This is a genomic window from Flammeovirga sp. SJP92, from assembly GCF_001583495.1.
In the GTDB taxonomy this organism is placed as follows: domain Bacteria; phylum Bacteroidota; class Bacteroidia; order Cytophagales; family Flammeovirgaceae; genus Flammeovirga.
The window spans coordinates 1-20,400 of sequence record NZ_LQAQ01000073.1 but is presented as its reverse complement, the minus strand read 5'-3'; the positions used below and the strand labels follow the sequence as shown (position 1 = coordinate 20,400).

The 20,400-nt window shown below is 34.3% G+C and carries 19 protein-coding genes and 1 pseudogene; 17 read left to right on the top strand and 3 right to left on the bottom strand.

Annotation, left to right across the window (positions count from 1 at the left end; all coding sequences use genetic code 11):
- From AVL50_RS17115 to AVL50_RS17105, 3 genes are all read left to right on the top strand, one after another.
- The gene (locus tag AVL50_RS17115; RefSeq protein WP_062617719.1) at positions 1-615 is read left to right on the top strand and encodes a hypothetical protein; all 615 of its coding nucleotides are present in this window, start codon (positions 1-3) and stop codon (positions 613-615) included.
- A gap of 403 nt (positions 616-1,018) precedes the next feature.
- Entirely contained in the window at positions 1,019-1,645 is a 627-nt protein-coding gene (locus tag AVL50_RS17110; protein WP_062617718.1) for a GyrI-like domain-containing protein, read from the top strand.
- 210 nt (positions 1,646-1,855) lie between these two features.
- Positions 1,856-3,706: a hypothetical protein gene (locus tag AVL50_RS17105; RefSeq protein ID WP_062617717.1), complete on the top strand. Its 1,851-nt coding sequence runs from the start codon at positions 1,856-1,858 to the stop codon at positions 3,704-3,706.
- A gap of 509 nt (positions 3,707-4,215) precedes the next feature.
- On the opposite strand, the pseudogene AVL50_RS33855 reads toward AVL50_RS17105, so the two are convergent.
- Positions 4,216-4,296: pseudogene (locus AVL50_RS33855) on the bottom strand (hypothetical protein); the annotation flags it as partial.
- On the opposite strand from AVL50_RS33855, the gene AVL50_RS33380 reads away from it, so the two are divergent.
- From AVL50_RS33380 to AVL50_RS17045, 12 genes are all read left to right on the top strand, one after another.
- Positions 4,261-4,578, top strand: coding sequence for a hypothetical protein (locus tag AVL50_RS33380; protein WP_062617716.1), 318 nt, complete (start codon positions 4,261-4,263; stop codon positions 4,576-4,578). The pseudogene AVL50_RS33855 and the gene AVL50_RS33380 sit on opposite strands and share 36 nt — an antisense overlap.
- A gap of 246 nt (positions 4,579-4,824) precedes the next feature.
- Entirely contained in the window at positions 4,825-5,481 is a 657-nt protein-coding gene (locus AVL50_RS17095) for a hypothetical protein (RefSeq protein ID WP_157491382.1), read from the top strand.
- Between the two features lie 563 nt (positions 5,482-6,044).
- Positions 6,045-6,947, top strand: coding sequence for an AraC family transcriptional regulator (locus AVL50_RS17090; RefSeq protein WP_062617714.1), 903 nt, complete (start codon positions 6,045-6,047; stop codon positions 6,945-6,947).
- Positions 6,948-7,050: 103 nt separating this feature from the next.
- Entirely contained in the window at positions 7,051-8,649 is a 1,599-nt protein-coding gene (locus AVL50_RS17085) for an aldehyde dehydrogenase family protein (RefSeq protein WP_063850765.1), read from the top strand.
- 7 nt (positions 8,650-8,656) lie between these two features.
- On the top strand, positions 8,657-9,010 hold the full coding sequence (locus AVL50_RS17080; protein WP_062617713.1) for a hypothetical protein: 354 nt from the start codon (positions 8,657-8,659) through the stop codon (positions 9,008-9,010).
- Position 9,011: 1 nt separating this feature from the next.
- Positions 9,012-10,028, top strand: coding sequence for a hypothetical protein (locus AVL50_RS17075; protein WP_062617712.1), 1,017 nt, complete (start codon positions 9,012-9,014; stop codon positions 10,026-10,028).
- Positions 10,029-10,035: 7 nt separating this feature from the next.
- Entirely contained in the window at positions 10,036-10,857 is an 822-nt protein-coding gene (locus tag AVL50_RS17070; protein WP_062617711.1) for an SDR family oxidoreductase, read from the top strand.
- A 2-nt stretch (positions 10,858-10,859) separates the two neighbouring features.
- Positions 10,860-11,174 (top strand): hypothetical protein, encoded by a 315-nt coding sequence (locus AVL50_RS17065; protein WP_062617710.1) that lies wholly within the window; start codon positions 10,860-10,862, stop codon positions 11,172-11,174.
- Between the two features lie 208 nt (positions 11,175-11,382).
- Entirely contained in the window at positions 11,383-12,060 is a 678-nt protein-coding gene (locus AVL50_RS17060) for a hypothetical protein (RefSeq protein WP_062617709.1), read from the top strand.
- 256 nt (positions 12,061-12,316) lie between these two features.
- Positions 12,317-12,862 (top strand): pyridoxamine 5'-phosphate oxidase family protein, encoded by a 546-nt coding sequence (locus AVL50_RS17055; protein WP_062617708.1) that lies wholly within the window; start codon positions 12,317-12,319, stop codon positions 12,860-12,862.
- A 191-nt stretch (positions 12,863-13,053) separates the two neighbouring features.
- Positions 13,054-13,698 (top strand): DUF3267 domain-containing protein, encoded by a 645-nt coding sequence (locus AVL50_RS17050; RefSeq protein ID WP_157491381.1) that lies wholly within the window; start codon positions 13,054-13,056, stop codon positions 13,696-13,698.
- Positions 13,699-13,758: 60 nt separating this feature from the next.
- Positions 13,759-15,567, top strand: a complete 1,809-nt coding sequence (locus tag AVL50_RS17045) for a mucoidy inhibitor MuiA family protein (protein ID WP_062617706.1) — start codon at positions 13,759-13,761, stop codon at positions 15,565-15,567.
- A gap of 287 nt (positions 15,568-15,854) precedes the next feature.
- On the opposite strand, the gene AVL50_RS17040 is transcribed toward AVL50_RS17045, so the two are convergent.
- On the bottom strand, positions 15,855-18,716 hold the full coding sequence (locus AVL50_RS17040) for a T9SS type A sorting domain-containing protein (RefSeq protein ID WP_082795879.1): 2,862 nt from the start codon (positions 18,714-18,716) through the stop codon (positions 15,855-15,857).
- Between the two features lie 513 nt (positions 18,717-19,229).
- On the opposite strand from AVL50_RS17040, the gene AVL50_RS17035 reads away from it, so the two are divergent.
- Both AVL50_RS17035 and AVL50_RS17030 read left to right on the top strand, forming a co-directional pair.
- Positions 19,230-19,754, top strand: coding sequence for a DinB family protein (locus AVL50_RS17035; RefSeq protein ID WP_172826865.1), 525 nt, complete (start codon positions 19,230-19,232; stop codon positions 19,752-19,754).
- 6 nt (positions 19,755-19,760) lie between these two features.
- Complete coding sequence (locus AVL50_RS17030) at positions 19,761-20,144, top strand: hypothetical protein (protein ID WP_062617703.1); 384 nt, start codon at positions 19,761-19,763, stop codon at positions 20,142-20,144.
- Positions 20,145-20,194: 50 nt separating this feature from the next.
- Here AVL50_RS17030 and AVL50_RS33535 read toward each other — a convergent pair.
- On the bottom strand, positions 20,195-20,400 hold a 206-nt coding region (locus tag AVL50_RS33535; protein WP_216639058.1), incomplete at its 5' end, for a hypothetical protein.

Genomic DNA, 20,400 nt, shown 5'->3' with positions numbered 1-20,400 from the left:
ATGAAAGATTTTTTTAAATTTTTATTTTTAGTTTTTATTCTCAACTCTTGTACTAAGAGTTCACCAAAAAATGATCTGGTACTTGAAAGAGATGATAACGGTTTAACTCTTTTATATGCTTTTAAAAAAGATGGTTATCTTGATTCGATATATTTACATTTTTATGAGGAATACTATATAAGAGATAATGAAGGACATATAGTAGGGCATCCCTTCAAAACTTTTAAATACTTTTCAAAAAGAGAAGAAATTCTAATGGTAAGTTATGATTCTACGGATTTGATATCAACATATAAGGGTACACCATTCTTAGATTTTTCAGTTATAAAAGAAAAGAATGGATTTAAATTGTATTCAAAACTTGTTAATATACCTAGAACACGAGTGTCTAGGGTTTCTTATTATATTAATAATGAAACAGATATATCATTACTTTCAGCAGGTACTATTGATTCTTTACACGGTGAGAATAATTTTTATGTTATTGATAAAGAATTTAAGTTTACTGATTTTGATTATGACATGGAATATCTTTTTAATGTTAGTGTAACTTATTACGATATAGGTATAAATGGAAAAGAAAATATTTTTTTCTCAAAAAAAGAAAGCCTTTGATTTCAAAGTCTAATTATTAAGTGAAAGAGTTATATAGAGCAAACCTATTGAATAGTTTAACAACATATTACTCTAATGATTAGAGAGAGAAAAGTAAAATTAAAAAGGTCAATTTTTGATAAACACAACATCAAAAATTGACCTTATTAAAACAAAGCTAACTTTAAATTACAATCTGGTAGCACACTAGTTAAGTGTTGTTAGCCACCCTCAATCCACATTACGGAACTCTCACTGTATTACATTAATATTTACTTGGATGAAAATGTAAAGGATGATAACTTTATAAGCGAGCTTAAAAATTTTAAATACTAAGAGCGTGTTTGAAACATCTCTAAGTTTTCGGATAAAAGTTGAAGATGATTTAGTTTACGATGTATTTACTATTCAAAACAAAAAGACAATGAAACACGAGTGGAGAAAAAAAGAAAAGGCGACCTACTTGCCTAAAGCTAAACCTGAAATTATCGATGTACCGGAATACAATTACATTGTGTTGAGCGGAGAAGGTAATCCAAACAGTGAACAATTTGAGGAAAGTATCGGTGCACTTTACAGTATGGCTTATGGGATTAAAATGAATCTCAAAAAAAGTGGACAGCCCCCTCAAGGCTACCAAGATTGGACCGTCTATCCGTTGGAAGGTGTTTGGGATATATCTGAAAAAGCTAAAGCGAATTATTCTGGAGAGCTTGACAAAGATGAGTTAGTGTATGACATTATGATCAGGCAGCCTGAGTTTGTAAATCAAGCTTTCTTTGATGAGGTTTTAGAAATGACTAAAAAGAAGAAACCAAATATGTTATTGGATAAGATCAGGTTTGAAAAAATTACAGATGGTCAATGTGTTCAAATGCTTCACGTAGGTAGTTATGATGATGAACCTGAAAGTTTTGCCAAAATGGAAGAGTTTGTTCAAGAAACTAACTTAACTAGGAAGTCTAAAATCCATAGAGAAATTTATCTCTCAGACTTTCGTAAAGTGCCAGTTGAGAAGCTGAAAACTGTATTGCGCTTTAAGGTGGATTAAGTACTAATTAAGAGGTGTTTTTAACTTCTAGAAAGCCTCGAAATACTATTTCCGATTCCTACATTCATCACCTTTTACCGACCTCAATATCATTCCAATCCCACCCTTAAAAAATTTTTATCCCCTATTCAACCTATAATTTCAACTCGTCTTCATAAAATGAGAAGTAGCTTGTGCTAGAATTATTACTAATAACAATCTACGTTTTTTATGAATCAAATATTTACCTATTGGAACAAACAGGTAATGTCTGCTCTTCTTCTATGCATGCTGGGCGTTGCTTTTGTTCAAAAATCAAATGGTCAAACAACCGTCAATATCAATCCGAAAGTACAGCGTTTTATTGGAAATGTTTCAGAACTAGAGCGAAATAAATATTTCAATTTACACGGAGGTGCTAAAGATGCAGACATAATAAAATTCTATAAAAATTATAATGCTTTCCCAAGCAGAGGGTTCTGGGGTCCCTACTCTCAGTCGAAGAGTGAAGGTCATGAAGTGGGAAATTATCCTAACTCAAAACCTGGAACTACTGATGTGAAAAATGTTTCTCGCTATGTAGGAACTGAACATCCTAAAAGTGTTTTCAAGGATGGTATGGATGTGGAAAAAGCAGGTGATTGGGCTGTTGAATATTTTAAAAATAACACGACTGATAAAGGAAGACCAGTGTTTTTTGAGCCTATGAATGAACCTTTTGTTCATGCTAAAGATTTTTACGAAGGAGGATGGAACAACGATGAAGAAATACGTATCAAGAAACAGATGTCAGAGTTGTTTGCCGCTGTAGGTAAAAAAATTCATGCAGAACCAAGCCTTGCTAAGATGAAAGTAGTGGGGTATTCGGCCGCATGGCCTTCTATGGAATTGAAAGATTTTTCGCATTGGGAAGAAAACATGAAACTATTCATGGACATCGCCGGTGCAGATATGGATGCCTTTTCAACACACCTTTATGACGGTGTCAATGTAGAAGGGCAAAATAACTTAAGATCAGGAAGTAATGCTGAAGCTATTCTAGATATCATTGAAACGTATAGTTTTATCAAGTGGGGAAGAATTAAACCGCATGCAATTACAGAGTATGGAGGAATTACAAAAGGTTTTGAAGATCATTTTACTGATGTTGAAAGCATTCAGTCCATCAGAAGTATTAATCATATGATTTTCAACTTTCTGGATCGTGAGAACGTAATGGACATTTCTATTCCATTTATCACAGATAAATCACCTTGGCATTTAACAAAGGCTTACGATTATCAACCTTACAGTGCTTGTTTAATGGTTCCTACTAATCTTGGGGAACCTAAAGTAAAAGGATGGAGATTTTCTCCAAGAATCCATTTCTATGAATTATGGAAAGAAGTTGAAGGCAAAAGAGTTAAAGTAGAAACAAGTAATCCTGATATTCAAATTCAAGGTTTTGTAAAAGGAAATAAACTTTTTATTGCACTGAATAATCTAGATGACAAAGAACATAATGTGGATTTAAACTTTGAAGAATCCGTTGGTAAACTTACAAAAGTGATCACTAAATCATTAAAAATATATGATGATGTGGAACCAGTAATGTCAATTGAAAAATCGAAAACTGCTCCCGCTTCTTTAAAAGTTATTCCTGGTGAAACAGTGGTTTTAGAATATAAATATGCAGAAGAGATCCAACAGACAAGTGCTATCAAAGAATCAAAATATTACTCTACGACTTATTTACAACCCATCAAAGCAAATAACAGTATAGCTTTCAGCTTCTCTGATGTGGACGTCAAAGAAGGTTCAGCTACTTTACTGATGGGGATCAGTAGAAAGCATGACCGTTCTAAAAAGCCTGTTATCAAAGTAAATGGCACCACTGTTACTGTACCAGACAATTGGAAAGGATTGGATCAAGCCAACAGAAAAGACTTCTTTGGGGTTATTGAAATACCTGTCAAGATGTCTTTATTAAAAGATTCAAATACTATTGAAGCCACTTTCCCTGATGATGGCGGAAGCATCAGTTCTATGATTTTGGAAGTGTCAAACAATGAAAAAATCTACGCTGGGCGTCCCAAATTATAAAGCATTACAATAAAAAATGAGGGGTAATACAATCGCTATAAAAATAATCTTCTGAAACGTAATAAAACGGTGAAGCAGATAAATTATCAATAATATCATTGCCCAGTAAACGAAATTGGGTAATGATATTATTTCGCTAGAGCAACTTAGTAAGTATACCCTAACGAAATCTTAAATACATATACTTCGATATATAAAACACTTCAAAACATTAAAGACAAAAATAGTTTAATAAGTAGTTGTAAAAGCTAGGGCTAGTTTAGTCCTAGCATTTCTTTATCTTGAGTGTCAGTTGAACGCTGTCTCGTTTTTCTTCTGAACTTCTTATCTCTCAATTAAATTTCTTTTTTCGAGAAGATCAACTTTATGATTAAAGATCGATCGGCATTCTGTCACCGAATTTGATCCTTAATTGCTGTACCGTTCATTGCCCAATTTCTGACAGGCATTGTCCATTTTTTACTGATATTATTCAGTGTTAAATAGATCAATTTAAGTACTGACATATTATTAGGGAATACACTTTTATTTTTGGTGATCTTGCGAATTTGCCGATGAAAACCTTCTACCGCATTGGTGATGTATATCATTTTACGGATCATAGGATCATAACTGATTTAGAGATTAAAGAATTAGCAAACAACTATTTAAAGTTTACTGAAGTCTACAAAGAGGATACATTATCATTTGTTGCCACCCGAAATGGATTTATTGAAATGAAAAATGAATACAATAGCTATAATGATAATGGTTTTGGCTACATCTCTTGGACTAAGAAACTATCCAGCTATGATGTACGGATAGAAAAGAAAGTTGAAAATGAAATTTATGAAAACCATCTTTTTTATAAAATACTATATTCGATAATTTAGAATTGATAATTGCATAACTACAACTGAGTATTAAGTTTTTGAATATTAATTGCTTTTTGAAAGCAAAAGGTTTCTATCATTCATAAAACACGAATGTAACCATAGCTCAACATTCGCATCATTTAAGTAAAACAAGCAAACTTAAAAGAGAAACAATCATGAAAACAATAATTCTTAGCTCAATATTTTTATTGATTTTTAATCACCCGTCTATAGCAACAACAGGTAATAAAAAAGATGGAGATTATGGAAGATAATGCCAAAAGAAAAATTTTAGACTTCCTATCAGGTAATATTGCAGTAAAAGAATTTGAATCTTGGTTATATAATAACTGTGACCTTGAATCTAGACTTGGTTCAGACTGCTTTTTTGACTTAATCAATATAGACTTTAACAATCAAGATTGTGTGTATGAAACTAAATTGGCATTGCTAGGAAAATATATTGATGTGGAAGAATTGAAAAATTTCAACTATCAAATAAGTTTGAAGCAGGCAGGTTGGTTCAAAGGCAGAAAATCGCAACAGAATATAGATACAACAAATTTGAAACCTGAACTAAAACATGCTTGGGATATAATTTTAGAATTTGGTGGACTAGAGTTAATAAGAACCTCATCACCTGACTACTGGACTCCAAGAAATATCGTATTTCCTGAAACAATAGAACGAATAAAAAATGGTGCGGAGTATGGGATAAATAAGGAACTAGTCTGCTTTGCTTATATTGATGACTACAATGCTGTGCTGTATGTTGATGATGAAAAAAATTATTATCAATTAGATGATATTGTTAGTCTAGAACTGTATCAATTAAAAGGGGAAACATTTTCAAAGATGATACAGAACTTACTCGGATTTGATGAGGAAACCAAATTTGAACAATTTTATGCTAGATCGTGAATACCAACAGGTTAATTACACAATACTTATAAGGGTGAACACCTCACCCTTATAAGGGAACGGACCGCACCCTATACAGGGAAGACAGGCTTACCTACTAAGGGTGAAGTATGCGACATTATAAGGGTGATGAAATAACCGATTTCTACTCTACTCATAGGGGAGTACTCTCCCGGTCTTGTAGAAAACTAACGGGATTCAACAAGCTTTAGAAATTGGCTGGACACCTTCAAAAGTTGGAAATCCATTCCGGGTAAAAATTATAAATGGGAAAGCAGAAATAGAATAAAAAGGAATTCAACCATTGAAAAAATACCAAAGCATTACCTTATAAATTTTCTTGTAAAAAATTGTGATTAAGCTGTAATAATACTGGATCTCAATCACTATCCAAGCTCAAATAGTTATATTAAATAGTCGTCCTATTATTATTTTAAACCTGTAACAAAATGCTATTTTCTTGTGTATTGAACTCAATCTAGAACTCCAACCTTCAGTAACTAAAAGTTGCATAACTCAGTTTATTTCAGTCTTAAATATGCTCATAAAATATTCTTATTTAGATGACAACCTATAATATCAAATCAATCAGTGACCTTCATTATATGTTTGGTATTCCAAAACCCAAGCATCCTTTAATTTCATTGCTAGATGCTTCAGAAATTTTTATATCAGAAGAAAATGTGGGGGCTAAAGTCATTTGTGATTTCTATATGATCTCTTTGAAAGATAAAAGCTGTGGAGTGGAATATGGAAGACATTCCTTTGATTTTAAAGAGGGATTGATGGTTTTTTCTTCTCCAGGCCAAGTGTATACACCTACAAAACCTGTTCAAAAAGGAGATATACAAGGGTGGATGCTTTATTTTCATAAGGACCTGATTAGAAATACCCACCTAGGTGAAATTATGAGTGAATTTTCTTTTTTCAATTATGATATTGTTGAAGCACTGCATTTGTCTGAAAGTGAGGAAAATATTATTCAGACTGCTGTAAATAACATTGTATCCGAGTGTTCACAACCTGATGATAACCATAGTCAGCGAGTGATTGTCTCTAACTTGGAATTACTGTTAACCTATTGTTCTCGTTTTTACGAAAGACAGTTCAAAACACGTTCTGTGCAGTGTAAGGGCGTGATTTCTCAATTTGAAAAAGAGATTAAAAAGTATTTCGAGGCAGAAAGACATTTAGAATCCGGATTACCTAGTGTAGAACATTTTGCAACAATTGCTCATCTGTCACAGCATTATTTTAGTGATTTGATTAAAAAAGAAACTGGAAGAAAACCGAAAGAACATATCAATCATTTTATCATTGAAGAAGCAAAGAACATGTTGGTAGGGACAGAACAGTCTGTTAGTGAGATTGCTTATGATTTAGGTTTTAAGTATCCACATTATTTTACGCGATTATTTAAGTCAAAAACAGGTCAAACTCCCATCGAATACCGTAATATAAGTTGAAACTGCGCTTTGTGTTAAGCTTCCTGCGTTTTGTGTAAGTCTGTAGATTGTTACTTCACGAAATTGTGTTCAAGTAACTGTAACAGAATAAAATCCCAATACTATGACAGCACAGGAAGCGTATAATAGCTTAGATCCACAAAGATGGAAAGACACTTCAATTTTTGAAAGATTGGCATTACTTGAACAAGTACAGCATAATTTGAAGAAGTATGCTGTAGAGCTTGGTGAAGTTGATGCTAAAATGAAAAATGACCTCATAGGTGAGAATATCACTAGTACGGCTGAAGGAATGGGAACAACCGTGATGCCAATGGCCAACACCTTAATGGGAATTCATAAACTCTATGAATCCTTAGCTACAGGGAATATTCAAAAGCCTCTTTCCATTAATGAAATAGACACTAACTTATTTGAGGTTGAAGTTTTTCCAATTTTTTCAAAAGATAAACTTGCAGCAGCACAACAAAAAGGGTATCTCCATATAGAAGGTACACCAACTCAAACAAATCCAATGGATAAGCCGGCAGGTGTAATTGCTGTCTCTGGAGCAGGGAATTATAGTTCCTCTATTGAAATGGCCATGGCTTTATTTCTAGAAAATAAAGTTACTTTGCATAAACCCCACCAACTCAATGAAGCCACAGACGCAATATGGGAGAAGATATTTGCTCCAATGATTGAAGTTCAAGCTGTTGCTTTTTGTGATGCAGATCAGGGAAGAGAAATGGCTGCATTAGAAGGACTTCATTCTATTTATTTTACCGGTTCTACTGGAGTGGCTCATGCGATTCAAAATGCAGCGAAAGCGCCTTTAGTTTCAGAATGCGGTGGAAATAACCCTTGTATTATTGTACCCGGAAAATGGTCAGATAAAGATATAAAACGTCAGGCAATACAATTAGCTTCTGTTGGAAAACTAAACGGCGGTGCGGTTTGCGGAAGACCTCAGACGATCATCACTTCCAAAAACTGGGATCAGAGAGAAGCGTTCCTCAATGCACTTCGCAAAGCACTAATGGAAGAAACCTTTGCCTGTAGTTCACATTACCCAGGAGTGGATAAAACCAAAGAGGCATTTCTAGAAAACCAAACTTCTGCAGAGATATTAAAGCCTGAACATGGAAAACATAGCAAGAGTGACTTTGTTTTAATTCCAAGTATTACAGAAGATGATTTTGCCGTTACAAATGAAGCCTTTTGTCAGATTTACAGTGAAATTCCATTGGATGTCTCAACCGACACGGATGAGTTTTTAACAAAAGCGACAGATTTCTGTAATAATAAACTTTTAGGGTCATTGGGTTGCATGCTGTTAGTGGATAATGACACTATGAAAGCCAATGAATCTAGAGTTCATCGTGCTGTAAGAGAATTAAATTATGGTGGAATCGCTGTCAATGATGTCCCTCCTAATATATGGTTAAATGCTTACCTCACTTGGGGTGGATGTGGAGAAACAACCGAAGATTTTGTCTCGGGAGTCGGCAATTTTGGTAATGCCTTGAATTTTGACAATATCAAAAAATCTGTCATTCTCAACGATTTTAATTCCACCAGTTTTGAACTGACAAATAGAAAAAGAGTAGAGCACTTACTTGAAAATGCTTCTTACTTCTCCATCGATCAGAGTTGGGGACATTTTGCCAAACTTGCAGGGCAGATGGTGATGGATAACTTTAAGAAGAAAGATTTCAACTAAAAGTGGTATGAGTAAAACGGCAAAAACAATTATGGCCTATGGTATTTATGCCATTGGTGCAGGATTGGGATTCCTTTTTATGCCCAATTTCTGCTTGAATTTATTCGGCTTTGAAGCAACCTCTGAACATTGGATTAGAATAGTGGCAATTCTTACATTGGGGATTGCTTACTACTATATTTCTTCTGCTAAAGCAGGGGACAAACACTTCTTTGATATTTCATGGAAAGGTAGAATTTGGTTTTTCTCAGCCTCTTCAATGCTTGCTGTCTTTGATGTTGCACCATGGAATATCATATTGATTGGAGTGGTCGATTTAATTACTGCACTATGGACTGCTTACACCCTTAAAAACGAATAACATGAATCAAACCCTAAAATTATTTTTCGAAACCTTAGAACAACATTCTGGTGCTTCAGAATTTGGATCACTTAATTATGGAGTCGTTGGAATGGAAGGAATGGGATTAAATCCTAATGATATAATGAACGGTCAGGCTCAAGGTGGTACTCGTATCATTCTTAGTCTTTTTGGAAATATTACAGGTCAAATTGATGGAGTAATGAATGGTCGTGATTTCTTAACTACCCAAACTACTGGTAGTATTACAAACACACATGGCATCATAGTGACAAAAGACAGACAAAGAATAGCAGTCAAAGTAATAGGAGAAACTGATGCTGATGGTCAGGTGAACTATCAAATTCAATTACGTCATAATGGAGAGGCTTACCAATGGGTAAATGAAAAGTATCTTTTCGCTAAAGGAAATACGAATGCTACTTCCCAAAAAACAGCACTTACTATTTATGCATTTGATGAAAACCCATTAGAAACAACACTTGCATGGAAAGATCCCGATGTGAGCAAAGTCGATTATCAAAACTTTCCTTTCACCTTAGAAGATTTTGAAGCTGATGAAAATGCTACAGTAATTTATACAGGCAATGGCCACTTGAATACTGTAGAATCTTTTGGTGCTGACGTCAATAAAGTATTTACTGGACAAGTTCCCATCCCAGAGGAGGGCATGCGACTTAATGGCTATTTTTCAGGCCCTACAAATGGGAATATCAACGGAATGATTAGCGGAGTTAATTACTTGAGAGTAATGCCTGATGGCTCTATGCGGATGAATTCTAAAATTATTGCAAATACATATGAAGGCGAAACACTTCTATTAGAAGCATTGGGTGCGAGTTTTCTTGCTACAGGACCTGCATGGTGGGAAACTTCGAGGGCAGTTTCTAACCTAGAGAAATACGCCCATCTCACACGATTGCACAATTTAGGTGTAGGCTCTACCAATGTGCAGACACAAATGATTAATTATAATCATTACGGTTATGAAAACATCAAATTAGACCACCAACAATAATACAGCCATGAGCAAGACAATATTAATCACAGGATGCAGTACAGGTATTGGAAGAATGACTGCAAAACATTTTCAAGAAAAGGGATGGAATGTTGCCGCAACGGTTCGTTCTAATCCTGAACAGGACACTGAATTAAATGCATTAGAAAATGTGTTGGTGGTCACATTGGATGTTACAAAAGAAGATACCATCAAAGAGGCCATAGCAAAAACAGTAGAACGTTTTGGGAAAATTGATGTACTATTGAACAATGCAGGGTATGGATCTTACGGCATTCTGGAAGCCACTCCTGAAAAGGCCATACGAATGCAGTTTGATGTCAATGTAATCGGAACGTTGTTAGTGACTAAAAACGTACTGCCTTACATGCGTAAAGCGGGAACAGGAACTATCATCAACATTTCCTCAATGGGCGGTAAGATTTCTTTTCCATTGGGTACCCTTTATCATGGTTCTAAATTCGCTGTAGAAGGAATGAGTGAAGCACTGTCATTTGAATTAGAAGCAATTGGTTTACAGGTGAAAATGATTGAACCTGGCATGATCAACACCAACTTTGAGGCAACTGTGTCAAAAAGCATGAATGTTGATCCTGCTCAGACCGAATATGGCCCATTCTTAGAGAAAGTTATGGCAGGTATGCAGAAAGCAGGAAGTGTCAACTCTGAACCAATAATAGTGGCTGAAAAAATTTACGAAGCGGCGACTGACGGTAAAAAACAATTAAGATATATAGCCGGTCCTGATGCGGAACAAATCATCGCCGCCCGTAAACAATTGGATGATGATGCTTATATGGAAATGATGAAACAACAAATAGGATTATAAGAATGTCAACTACAATCATCGCATTGTTCATTGCCAATGCAACCGCACATATTATCTCTTTTCAAAAATTAAAAAAAGTCGAAGCACCCAATTCAACGGGTGTTTTAGCTTTTGTTTTTATCAACGCATTGATTGTCCTTCTTCTTTGGCAAAGTTTTGTTTGGGCAAAATGGCCTGCACTTCTTTTTCCTGCATTGGGAGGTTTTGGACTGTTGATGACAACGATTATCAAAGGAAAAGGAACATGGATAGATTATGTTATCCTCTTTCTTGATATTACGATTATAAGCTTAGTTTTGGATTTCTATTTCTTATAAAAAGAAGAGATGTATTTATTTTACGATACTAATTAAAAGCCTCTTATGAACTGTAAACTAAATTTATAACACATTAAATAATGTAATTCACAAGTAATGTTTAGCTTTCCTATTAACTTTGAATTATGATTTCAGTAGCATAATATTGAATCAGCTTAAAGCTCTTTATAAACAATTCTCAGAAAAGAATAAACTAACAATTACTTGAATGAAAAGATATTATGAACTTCCAAAGCTTGTGCAATGGATCATTGCAATTATTTTAATTACTACAGGTTTTAAGATTGTTTTACCACTTTTACAAAATTCATTTGGTCTTCTATTTTTTCCATTTTTAACACCAATTATCAATTTTAGTAGTGTTCCTCTATTCAAATTAATGGGGTACTATAAATATTTAAACCCCTATGTTATTTCTACGGTTCAAACCGATAAAAAATATGACCTGCATAACATCACCACCTTTGATTATTTTGTAAACTTCAAATGGTCTGACCGCGGAAGTTATGTACAAAAAACGATGCTTCACCACTATTTTAAGGCTCTAATTACAATCATTAATAGGATTGAAAATAATGAACTATCACCCGATGTAAAAATAGTTGGCAACAGTTATTTTTTTAACAAAAGAACAGCCGAGAGACTCGGTTTTAAAATCAGTAGAGCTTCTTTATTCTGGACTTTGAATTCTATAATACAATTTTTTGAACTATCTTATTTATATTCATTCAGTAAAGGAAAATTGCAAATACCAAAATTCTGGAATGTTAAGAGAGCAGAAATTATTGGTAGAGAATTAGTGACTAAAAAAGATATTTTAGAAGAATTAGTTAGAAAAACAGACCCCAATATTACTCAAAGAAAAAAACTTAAAGCAATAACATAACTCCTTTCGCTCTTATCATTTTATTTCTAAATATTAGGACAGAAAGCGAAATTGCCATCTTCAAACTAATTATTGAAAAGCATTCTATATCAATATTAAGTTGAACTCGCCTATTCTTTAAATTTACATTGCGATCTCCAAGGTTTCTTGCACACGAACTCTTATTAAGCTAAATTTAAAATAATGAGTGGTGTGTTTATAAGCATCAATTCATTCAGCTTGGCAATTGCATTGTTACTAAATTCATGAATTAAAAATGGGAAAGAAATTAGATTTTATTACGCCAGAACTAAAAAGTTTTATTGAAGATCAGAAGATCTTTTTTGTGGGAACGGCGGCTGATGAAGGCAGAGTAAATATTTCTCCAAAAGGTACTGATTCATTTAGAGTGATGGACCAAAATAAAATAGTTTGGCTGAACCTAACGGGAAGTGGAAATGAAACTGCGGCACATCTATTAATCAATAATAGAATGACAATTATGTTCTGTGCTTTTGATGGAAAACCATTAATTTTGAGACTTTATGGAACAGCAACTATTTATCATCAAAGAGATAAACAATTCCATCAATACGCTGATTTATTCCCCGAAAATATTGGGGCTAGACAGATTATTGAAATGGAGATTGACTTGGTTCAAACTTCATGTGGTTTCGGGGTTCCATTCATGGATTATAAAGAGGACCGTTCCATATTAAATGACTGGGCAGAAAAACAAGGAAAGGATAGAATTGAGAACTATTGGAAAGATAAAAATTCAAAAAGTATCGATGGATTTGAGACCAAAATTTTTGAGGATTAATTCTAAGAGCATGTTTGAAACATGCTCTAAAACAATCAAAGAAAATTTTCGGTTTTTGATACTCTATTTTATCTTGCCTTTTTCAGATATAAGTTCATATGGAAAGCAACATTGTAAAGGATTCAAGACTTTCATAAAATAAACAAAGGCTGTAAAATTTTTAATACTGAATTTCCACTCAATGATTAAGGTTGAGATTTTTTATAAACATTAAAGACACTTCTATTACTCATCTGTTTGAAATGAGAACGATTACTATAAAACATGAGGATTTTAAACATTTTCTCATAGAACAACTGAAAAATAAATCATTACTTATAAGACTGTATAGTGCACTACAAATCATCATTTCTATTCTATTTATAGCACAAGTAGTGTATGATTTTATACAACTTTTTAGGACTAATGAGAATGAGCACTTGATTTCTTTCTTATTTGTAATACCACTTATCCCCCTTTTAATCATAATACATGAACTTTTACATGGTTTAGGCTATAAAATAGTAGGTGCAAAATCAGTTTATTTTGGAATGGAGTTAAAGAAATTCATGTTTTATGCTGGTAGTGATAGAGAAAGAATTGGTGGAAGAAAGTTTTTATTTATCATTCTATTACCTTTTGTGGTGATAAGTCTTGGCCTACTATTATATCTGATTTTAGATTTCTCTCATTACAGATTGATTCTCTTCCTCAGCTTTTTCCATATTTTAAGTTGCAGTGGTGATTCTGCTCTTTTAAACTTTATTTTTATTAATGGAATTGATTGTGTTGAAACTGAGGATTTCAGAGCTGAACAAAAGACAAATTATTATATAAAAATGGGAAGTGAATCATAAAACTATACTTATATACTTAAAAGTGACACAACATTTAAGAATTCAACAAAATTGTAAACGATGAACAAACAACTGACACTAATAGCATTGGCTATTTGTTTTTACAACTATGCTTTTGGGCAAACAGAAAAAGAGTTCAAAACAGAGATCAATAAGGTTACTGTTTTCAAAAAAGGAGCTCAGATTGAAAGAGAAGCATCTATTGATCTGCAAAAGGGTCAGATGATTTTAAAATTCACAGGGTTATCGCCTTATATCAAAAAAGGGAGTATAAGAGTGGATGGAGATGGATCATACACCATTTTAACGGTACAGCATCAAAATGATTATTTAAATGAATTGGAAAAAAGAAAAGAAATCAAGGAATTAAAAAATCAGATTGAGGAGCTGAAATTCAAGATTGAAGAAGAGGAAACCTGGGTCAAGATCATCATGGATAAGATTGAGTTCTTATATTCCAATAAAAAAATAACAGGACAAGACAGCAATGTTACCCCAGAAACATTTCAGACTTTTAATACAATCTATAATGATAATGTGGAAACGTTAAATCTTGATTTACTTCGTCGCAAGAGAATAATATTGGATTATAATAAGCAAGTTGATAAGCTAGATAATCAATTGACTTCACTTAATAATAAATCTGACCTGCCTTCAGGAACCCTTCTTGTAACAGTTGAAGCCAATCAATTCACAAATTCTAAAATCTCTTTAAATTATTTAGTGGATAACGCCGCTTGGTATCCTTCCTATGATATTCGATTCTTAGGAGTGGACAAGCCTCTAAATGTAACGTACAAAGGAAATGTGAGACAGAATACCGGTGTAGATTGGAATGATGTTGACTTGGTTCTTTCAACAGCCAAAACGAATATTTCAGCTTCAATACCTTTATTATCTCCATTCTATTTACAGTTTTATTATCCTGATTTATCGAATGCTTTAAATGCTGATTTAGGTTCAGCTTTGCAAGGGCAAGTTGCTGGAGTTAAATCTGGGGCGCCAGGTGCTCAGTCCAACATTCGAATTAGAGGAGTAAGTTCATCTTCTGGGGCGCCAGAACCCTTATATGTTGTAGATGGAGTCACTTATACCCAAAATCCTTCCATTGATCCTGATGAAATTGAAAGTATTGATGTGCTAAAAGATGCGGCTTCATCTGCAATCTATGGTTCTAGGGCTTCAAACGGAGTCATCGTTATTACCACAAAGTCAGGAAAAGGTCCCTCTTCAGTACCTGCAGGCATCACTTACAAAAGGGTAACTTCCAATGAATATACTGTAGATGCTTCACAAACTATTCTTTCAAATAATAAAACCACAACAATGAGCTTCAGAGCATCAAACCTTGATGCCGAATTTGAATACCAATCTATTCCAAAAATGTCTGAAAATGTATTCTTGATTGGTAAAATAAGTGATTGGTATAAAGCAGAATTAATTGATGGAGAAGTAAATGTGTATCTTGAGAACTCCTACGTTGGGAAGTCCAATATCAATACAGAACAGTTCAAAGATACTCTAGATATTTCTTTTGGTATCGATAATAATATCAGTATCAAACGTGAAAAGCTGTCAGAGTTTTCTGCCAATCAGTTTATAGGGAGCAATCGAAGAGAGACTATTGCATTTAAACTTTCTCTGAGAAATAATAAAAACTATCCAGTTTCAACTATGGTCTATGACCAAATTCCAGTTTCTACTATAAAAGGAATACAAGTAGAAATGTTAGAAGTTTCTAATGGCAAAGTAGATAAACTGACTGGGAAAATAGAATGGAAAGTAGATTTAAAGCCTAATGAAAATAAAGATCTGATTATTAAATATGCAGTAAAATATCCTAAGGAAAAGAAAGTTTTGATTGAATAATCAGGAATGAAATACCGCATTTAAAATAAAACCACTCGATCAGTTTTAAGATGATCGAGTGGTTATTTTTTGTAAACTAAATTTTCATCAAGTTAGAATCGACTTTTCTGCAAGCATTTATAGGATCTGCTTTCAAACTTCCTTCTTCTTCATTTCTCTTATGATGAAAACAAGGTTGACCCACTGGCACTAATGTTAAACGATAGTGTCATTCGTGTCCTACAGATCATCAAAAATCTCCTGATTTCCAAAAACCACAAGTAGCCGAAAACTTAGTTTACGATATACTAACGTATCAGTAATTTCTCTGTTGTATTCACTCCATCTACCAATAAGTGAATAATATAAATACCAGCTTCTTGTTGGCTTAAATCAATTTGAGAACTTGCAGAAGACTGATAAACCTTTTGTCCTTGAAGGTTAAATATTTCAACAACTCCAGCTGCTGAAGCATTACCCCAATCAATTTGTACAACACCTTCACTTGGGTTAGGATAGATTTTAATATTCAAATTATTAGAAAGTGATACTTCACCACCAGCTTTTCTAGCTGCACTTGATGGCGACTGAATCTTAAATTGCTGCCATTCAGAAACGCCTTCGCTTGTACATAACATATTGTTACGGAGATACATACCATTATTGCCTTTTATAGCGTAAATATCATTACCATAATCTTCCAAAGTAAATTTTTCCCAAGCTCCAATTTCAGTTCTAGTACAAGTCATTTCCTTGTTGCCGTTTTCAGAACTTACATAATTACCATTACTGCCTTTGAATGAAAAAGTACCGTCACTGTTTTCAATCAATTCAAATTGCTCAGCAACTCCAACCGTTGCGACTACAGCAAGTTTGTCTTCATCAGATGCACTGATATAGCTAAAGCTTCCTTGATTTTGAATAGAAACGATCTGAGAAGACGGAATCACATCAAACGTACAGTTGTCCTCATTGAAGTTCGTATCCCACGCTCCTCCTACTGGACGAATAGCTACTTTCAACTGATAATTTGCACCTTCAGGCCATTCGGTTTCTTGATTTACCTTTAGATTCAAAGTACCTGTACCCGCCTGAACCGTTTGAATCGCATTGGCCAACCATACACCGCTTGGATCATGGACAATAGCCATTACATCATTTGCTGTAGCGGAAGAATAATTGATGGAAACATTCAATCCTTCGCCAGTAGCCACTGGAGCAGGGCAGTTCACTAAACTCACCGTATTGGATAAAGCTGAAGTGACGTCAAATTTTGCATCTTTTTCATCTAGATTCGTATCCCAAGCTCCTCCTACTGGACGAATGGCTATTTTTAAATTATAATCCGCTTCTTCAGCCCAAGCAGTTGTTTGGTCGATAGTCAAAGTTACATTTCCTGATCCCGCCTGCACAGTTTGAATCGCATTGGCCAACCAAGTACCATCAGGGCCATTTACAATGGCCATAACATCGTTTTGAGTCGATGAACTGTAGGCAAGTGTAACATCAAAACTTTCTCCTATCACTACTGAAGTTGGTTTATTGACAAATGCCACAGTATTATCCGTGCCACTATCATTACCGCAATTAGGGTCTGGTGTTCCTGTTTCTGACCAATATTTTTGAGCTTGAGCCTCTGTTTTTTTCTGGTAACTTCCTAAGTTAACTACTGAACTTTGAGCCATTACAATTTTATCAATTTGATAACCATGCGAACGGCCACAAATTTCCATAGTATACGTTCCTGCAGAAGGAAATTTTACGTTTACCCAATTGTGATCATGATCAAATTCGGCTACACCATGAAGCCAGAAACCTGGATCACTACGACCATAAAACTTAAAGAATTCCGATGTCTGTGTTCCACCAACATACGCTACACCTCCTAAAAACCTCAACCAAGCATCATTACTTAAATCAGTCCCTTGTTGTCCATCTACTTTTCCTCTTTCTTCTTCATTTTGACGTACAAACCACTTAAAAGTATAAGTACCAGGCGTATTGATTTTGAAACTGTAAGTCAAAGTATTGGCAGGATTCTGAGCATTATAATTATTAGGTCCATCATAGTAAATGTATTTTCCTCCAGAAGCATATTCACTGTCAGTTCCCAATTTCCAGTCTCCTCTTAAAGGAATTCTTTCTGCCTCAAAAACCATCACACCACCCGTCTCATACGATTCAATTGCAGGGCAATAATCACTATCAGGCGCTTCACTTTCCACCACTCCATTGACAAACTGCGTTTTCAATTTACTTGGATTACCATTTTGATCACCATACAATAAAAACCAGATCATTCCCGCATCTGAAATATCTGCTTTACTGTGGCTGTTGATGTTCATTCTATCCCATAAAAAATTCACATCAGCGTCTACATGGTCTCTCATCCAAGTCCATTGTGTATAATCATTTACACCGTTGACATTGTTGGTACTCCAACCTTGCGTAAGGTTTGAAGACTGATTTTGATCTTTGATTCGTAAAAAGTTGGTTCCTTCTGTAACAGGAAAATCCTGCAATACATGTTCAATTCTTCTGTGATTTGCTCTTCGGATATTGTTGTCATTATAGTTACTATGAGAAACAATATACAGGTGATTAATTGCTGAAGCTTTACCATCGGCTTTTACCTTTTCTAATGCTCGATAAAGGAATTCCGTGGGCCCCATAGAAACAAAATACAGAGGATCGCTTGCCGTTGAAATTTTGATTTGTTCAGCTAGATGATTGATTGCCGCTGTGTTATTTGCAGATACATCATAAAAAACAGAAGCGTTGAAGTTTGTAAAACGTTGAAGTGCTCCTTCTACTCCTTCTTTCATTACATTGACTGCAGAAGTGTGTGACGGTGAACCTATAAAATTATTATAAGAATAATGCACAAGTTTACCTTCCAATCCAGCATTGGCTAGCATGGCTAAAGCAGCGGGAGTAGCACTCCAATCATCTTCATCTCCTCTTTGCCAGTTAGCATTGTAAGTAAAAGTTTTGCCTGCATCAGCAGAAGGAGCTGTTGCTGTCACGGTACCTCCCCATGTATTGGGGTCAGCTTGATTGTTCCCATCTGCACTTACAGCAATACGATTATTGTTATAACCGTACCCTGTGGCAGAAAAAGTCTGTGTAGCAACGAACATCATTGCTGCCATAATAAAAAATCTAATCATGTTTATTGGATTTTAGTGTTTTAGAAACTCAGAGAACTTCTCTTTGTTTCTCATGATGAAATTACGGCTGACAATTTTATCTTTATATCATCCTATTCCAATGTTTAAAGCTTTACAAAAACTTAGCAAGTCTCATCAGATCGCATTACAATAACTTTGCTTTCAATGGCCTTTCAATGTCGAGGTAGGCGAATGGTTTATAAAAAGGGGGATAAAACGTAAAAACAACAATTAAGACTTCAAAAAAGTACAATGTCAACTAGATTTCCGTCCTTTCACTTCAACGACTTTAAACTCGCTTTACTCAAACATAAAAATCATTTTAACTGGCTCATTTTAAAAAATTCCTCCAATAATGATATATGATTATTATGGTGGTTAAAGAGTGTCGCTCTACAGTAACAGTTTTTAAAAAGGCAAATAGTACTTAACTTACACATTTTAAAAAGCAAGCATCTTATCAACAATTCAATGACCTTAAGAAATTATATACAAAAAATACAAATTCACCTCTTGAGTACTCATTCTAATATTCTTGATTGGTTTGAAGAAAAAGAAGAAATAAAGCATTACAAACCGATTGATAATGGCTGGACTATTGCTGAAATCTTAGAGCATATAGCTTTAACGAGCCACTTCCTAATGATTCTCATTGATAAAGGAACGGATAAAGCATTACGAAATATCAAAAATTTATCACTTGAAGAATCTGTAAATACTTTTGACGGTGACCTTGATAATATTAATGAAATTGGAATCCATAAATCTTTTGATTGGATAAGGCCCAAACATATGGAACCAAAGGGTGAAAAAAGTGAATGGGAAATCAAAGATGAAATGATTAGTCAAATCAACACCTGTTTAAATCAATTAGAAAAGCTCAAAAACGGAGAAGGGTTACTCTATAAAACCACCATGAGCGTCAATGAACTTGGTAAAATCAATGTCTATGAGTATATCTACTTTTTAAGTAAACATGCTGAAAGACACATACAACAAATGCAAGAGAATAAAGAGGAATATAAACAGCATCAATAATTTCAGATGACAAACTATTTAGAGCCTTATAGCATTACCTTTGGCCGAGATTATGATTTCAAGGTAAAATACGAATTGCTTAACCCCGAACAAGGTGGTCGTGTATCTCCAGCTTTTCAAGGTATTAAGTGGGATTTTGGATATCAACATGAAGCAATAAAGTCCAACCAACTTTTTATGATTTATCCTGAGTTTGAAGATGGTGATGGTAACATACTATCCAATGAAAAACCAATTCCTCCAACTGGAATTGCTAGAATGTTTATCTTCAGGAAAAGCAAAATTAATTTTCACAAAGAAAAAATTCATGTTGGTATAAAAGGTACATTTAATGAAGGGAAGCCTATTGGTAAATGTGAAGTTATAGAAATTAATTTCAAACAGCAGTAAATCTATCAATACACATAAAAGGCCTAAATACACTGCAAACTAAGTTTTCGTTATTTATAGTGTTTAGAAATCAGGAGATTTCTGATGATCGGAAGGACACGAATGATGCTAACGCTTAACATTCGTGCCATTGAGCTTTCTTCCATTATAGTTTGGTAGTAGTGCTCCCCGGCCTTGAAGGGAAAAGCGTTAAGAATTTCATGAATTGAGCCGTTAAAAATGATTTTCTTGTTTGAGCAAAGCGAGTTTAAAATCA

Bases quoted from the DNA above. Each gene is read 5' to 3' on its own strand.
- AVL50_RS17115 (WP_062617719.1), top strand. From the start codon at position 1: ATGAAAGATTTTTTTAAATTTTTATTTTTAGTTTTTATTCTCAACTCT.
- AVL50_RS17110 (WP_062617718.1), top strand. From the start codon at position 1,019: ATGAAACACGAGTGGAGAAAAAAAGAAAAGGCGACCTACTTGCCTAAA.
- AVL50_RS17105 (WP_062617717.1), top strand. From the start codon at position 1,856: ATGAATCAAATATTTACCTATTGGAACAAACAGGTAATGTCTGCTCTT.
- AVL50_RS33380 (WP_062617716.1), top strand. From the start codon at position 4,261: ATGAAAACCTTCTACCGCATTGGTGATGTATATCATTTTACGGATCAT.
- AVL50_RS17095 (WP_157491382.1), top strand. From the start codon at position 4,825: ATGGAAGATAATGCCAAAAGAAAAATTTTAGACTTCCTATCAGGTAAT.
- AVL50_RS17090 (WP_062617714.1), top strand. From the start codon at position 6,045: ATGACAACCTATAATATCAAATCAATCAGTGACCTTCATTATATGTTT.
- AVL50_RS17085 (WP_063850765.1), top strand. From the start codon at position 7,051: ATGACAGCACAGGAAGCGTATAATAGCTTAGATCCACAAAGATGGAAA.
- AVL50_RS17080 (WP_062617713.1), top strand. From the start codon at position 8,657: ATGAGTAAAACGGCAAAAACAATTATGGCCTATGGTATTTATGCCATT.
- AVL50_RS17075 (WP_062617712.1), top strand. From the start codon at position 9,012: ATGAATCAAACCCTAAAATTATTTTTCGAAACCTTAGAACAACATTCT.
- AVL50_RS17070 (WP_062617711.1), top strand. From the start codon at position 10,036: ATGAGCAAGACAATATTAATCACAGGATGCAGTACAGGTATTGGAAGA.
- AVL50_RS17065 (WP_062617710.1), top strand. From the start codon at position 10,860: ATGTCAACTACAATCATCGCATTGTTCATTGCCAATGCAACCGCACAT.
- AVL50_RS17060 (WP_062617709.1), top strand. From the start codon at position 11,383: ATGAAAAGATATTATGAACTTCCAAAGCTTGTGCAATGGATCATTGCA.
- AVL50_RS17055 (WP_062617708.1), top strand. From the start codon at position 12,317: ATGGGAAAGAAATTAGATTTTATTACGCCAGAACTAAAAAGTTTTATT.
- AVL50_RS17045 (WP_062617706.1), top strand. From the start codon at position 13,759: ATGAACAAACAACTGACACTAATAGCATTGGCTATTTGTTTTTACAAC.
- AVL50_RS17040 (WP_082795879.1), bottom strand. From the start codon at position 18,716: ATGATTAGATTTTTTATTATGGCAGCAATGATGTTCGTTGCTACACAG.
- AVL50_RS17030 (WP_062617703.1), top strand. From the start codon at position 19,761: ATGACAAACTATTTAGAGCCTTATAGCATTACCTTTGGCCGAGATTAT.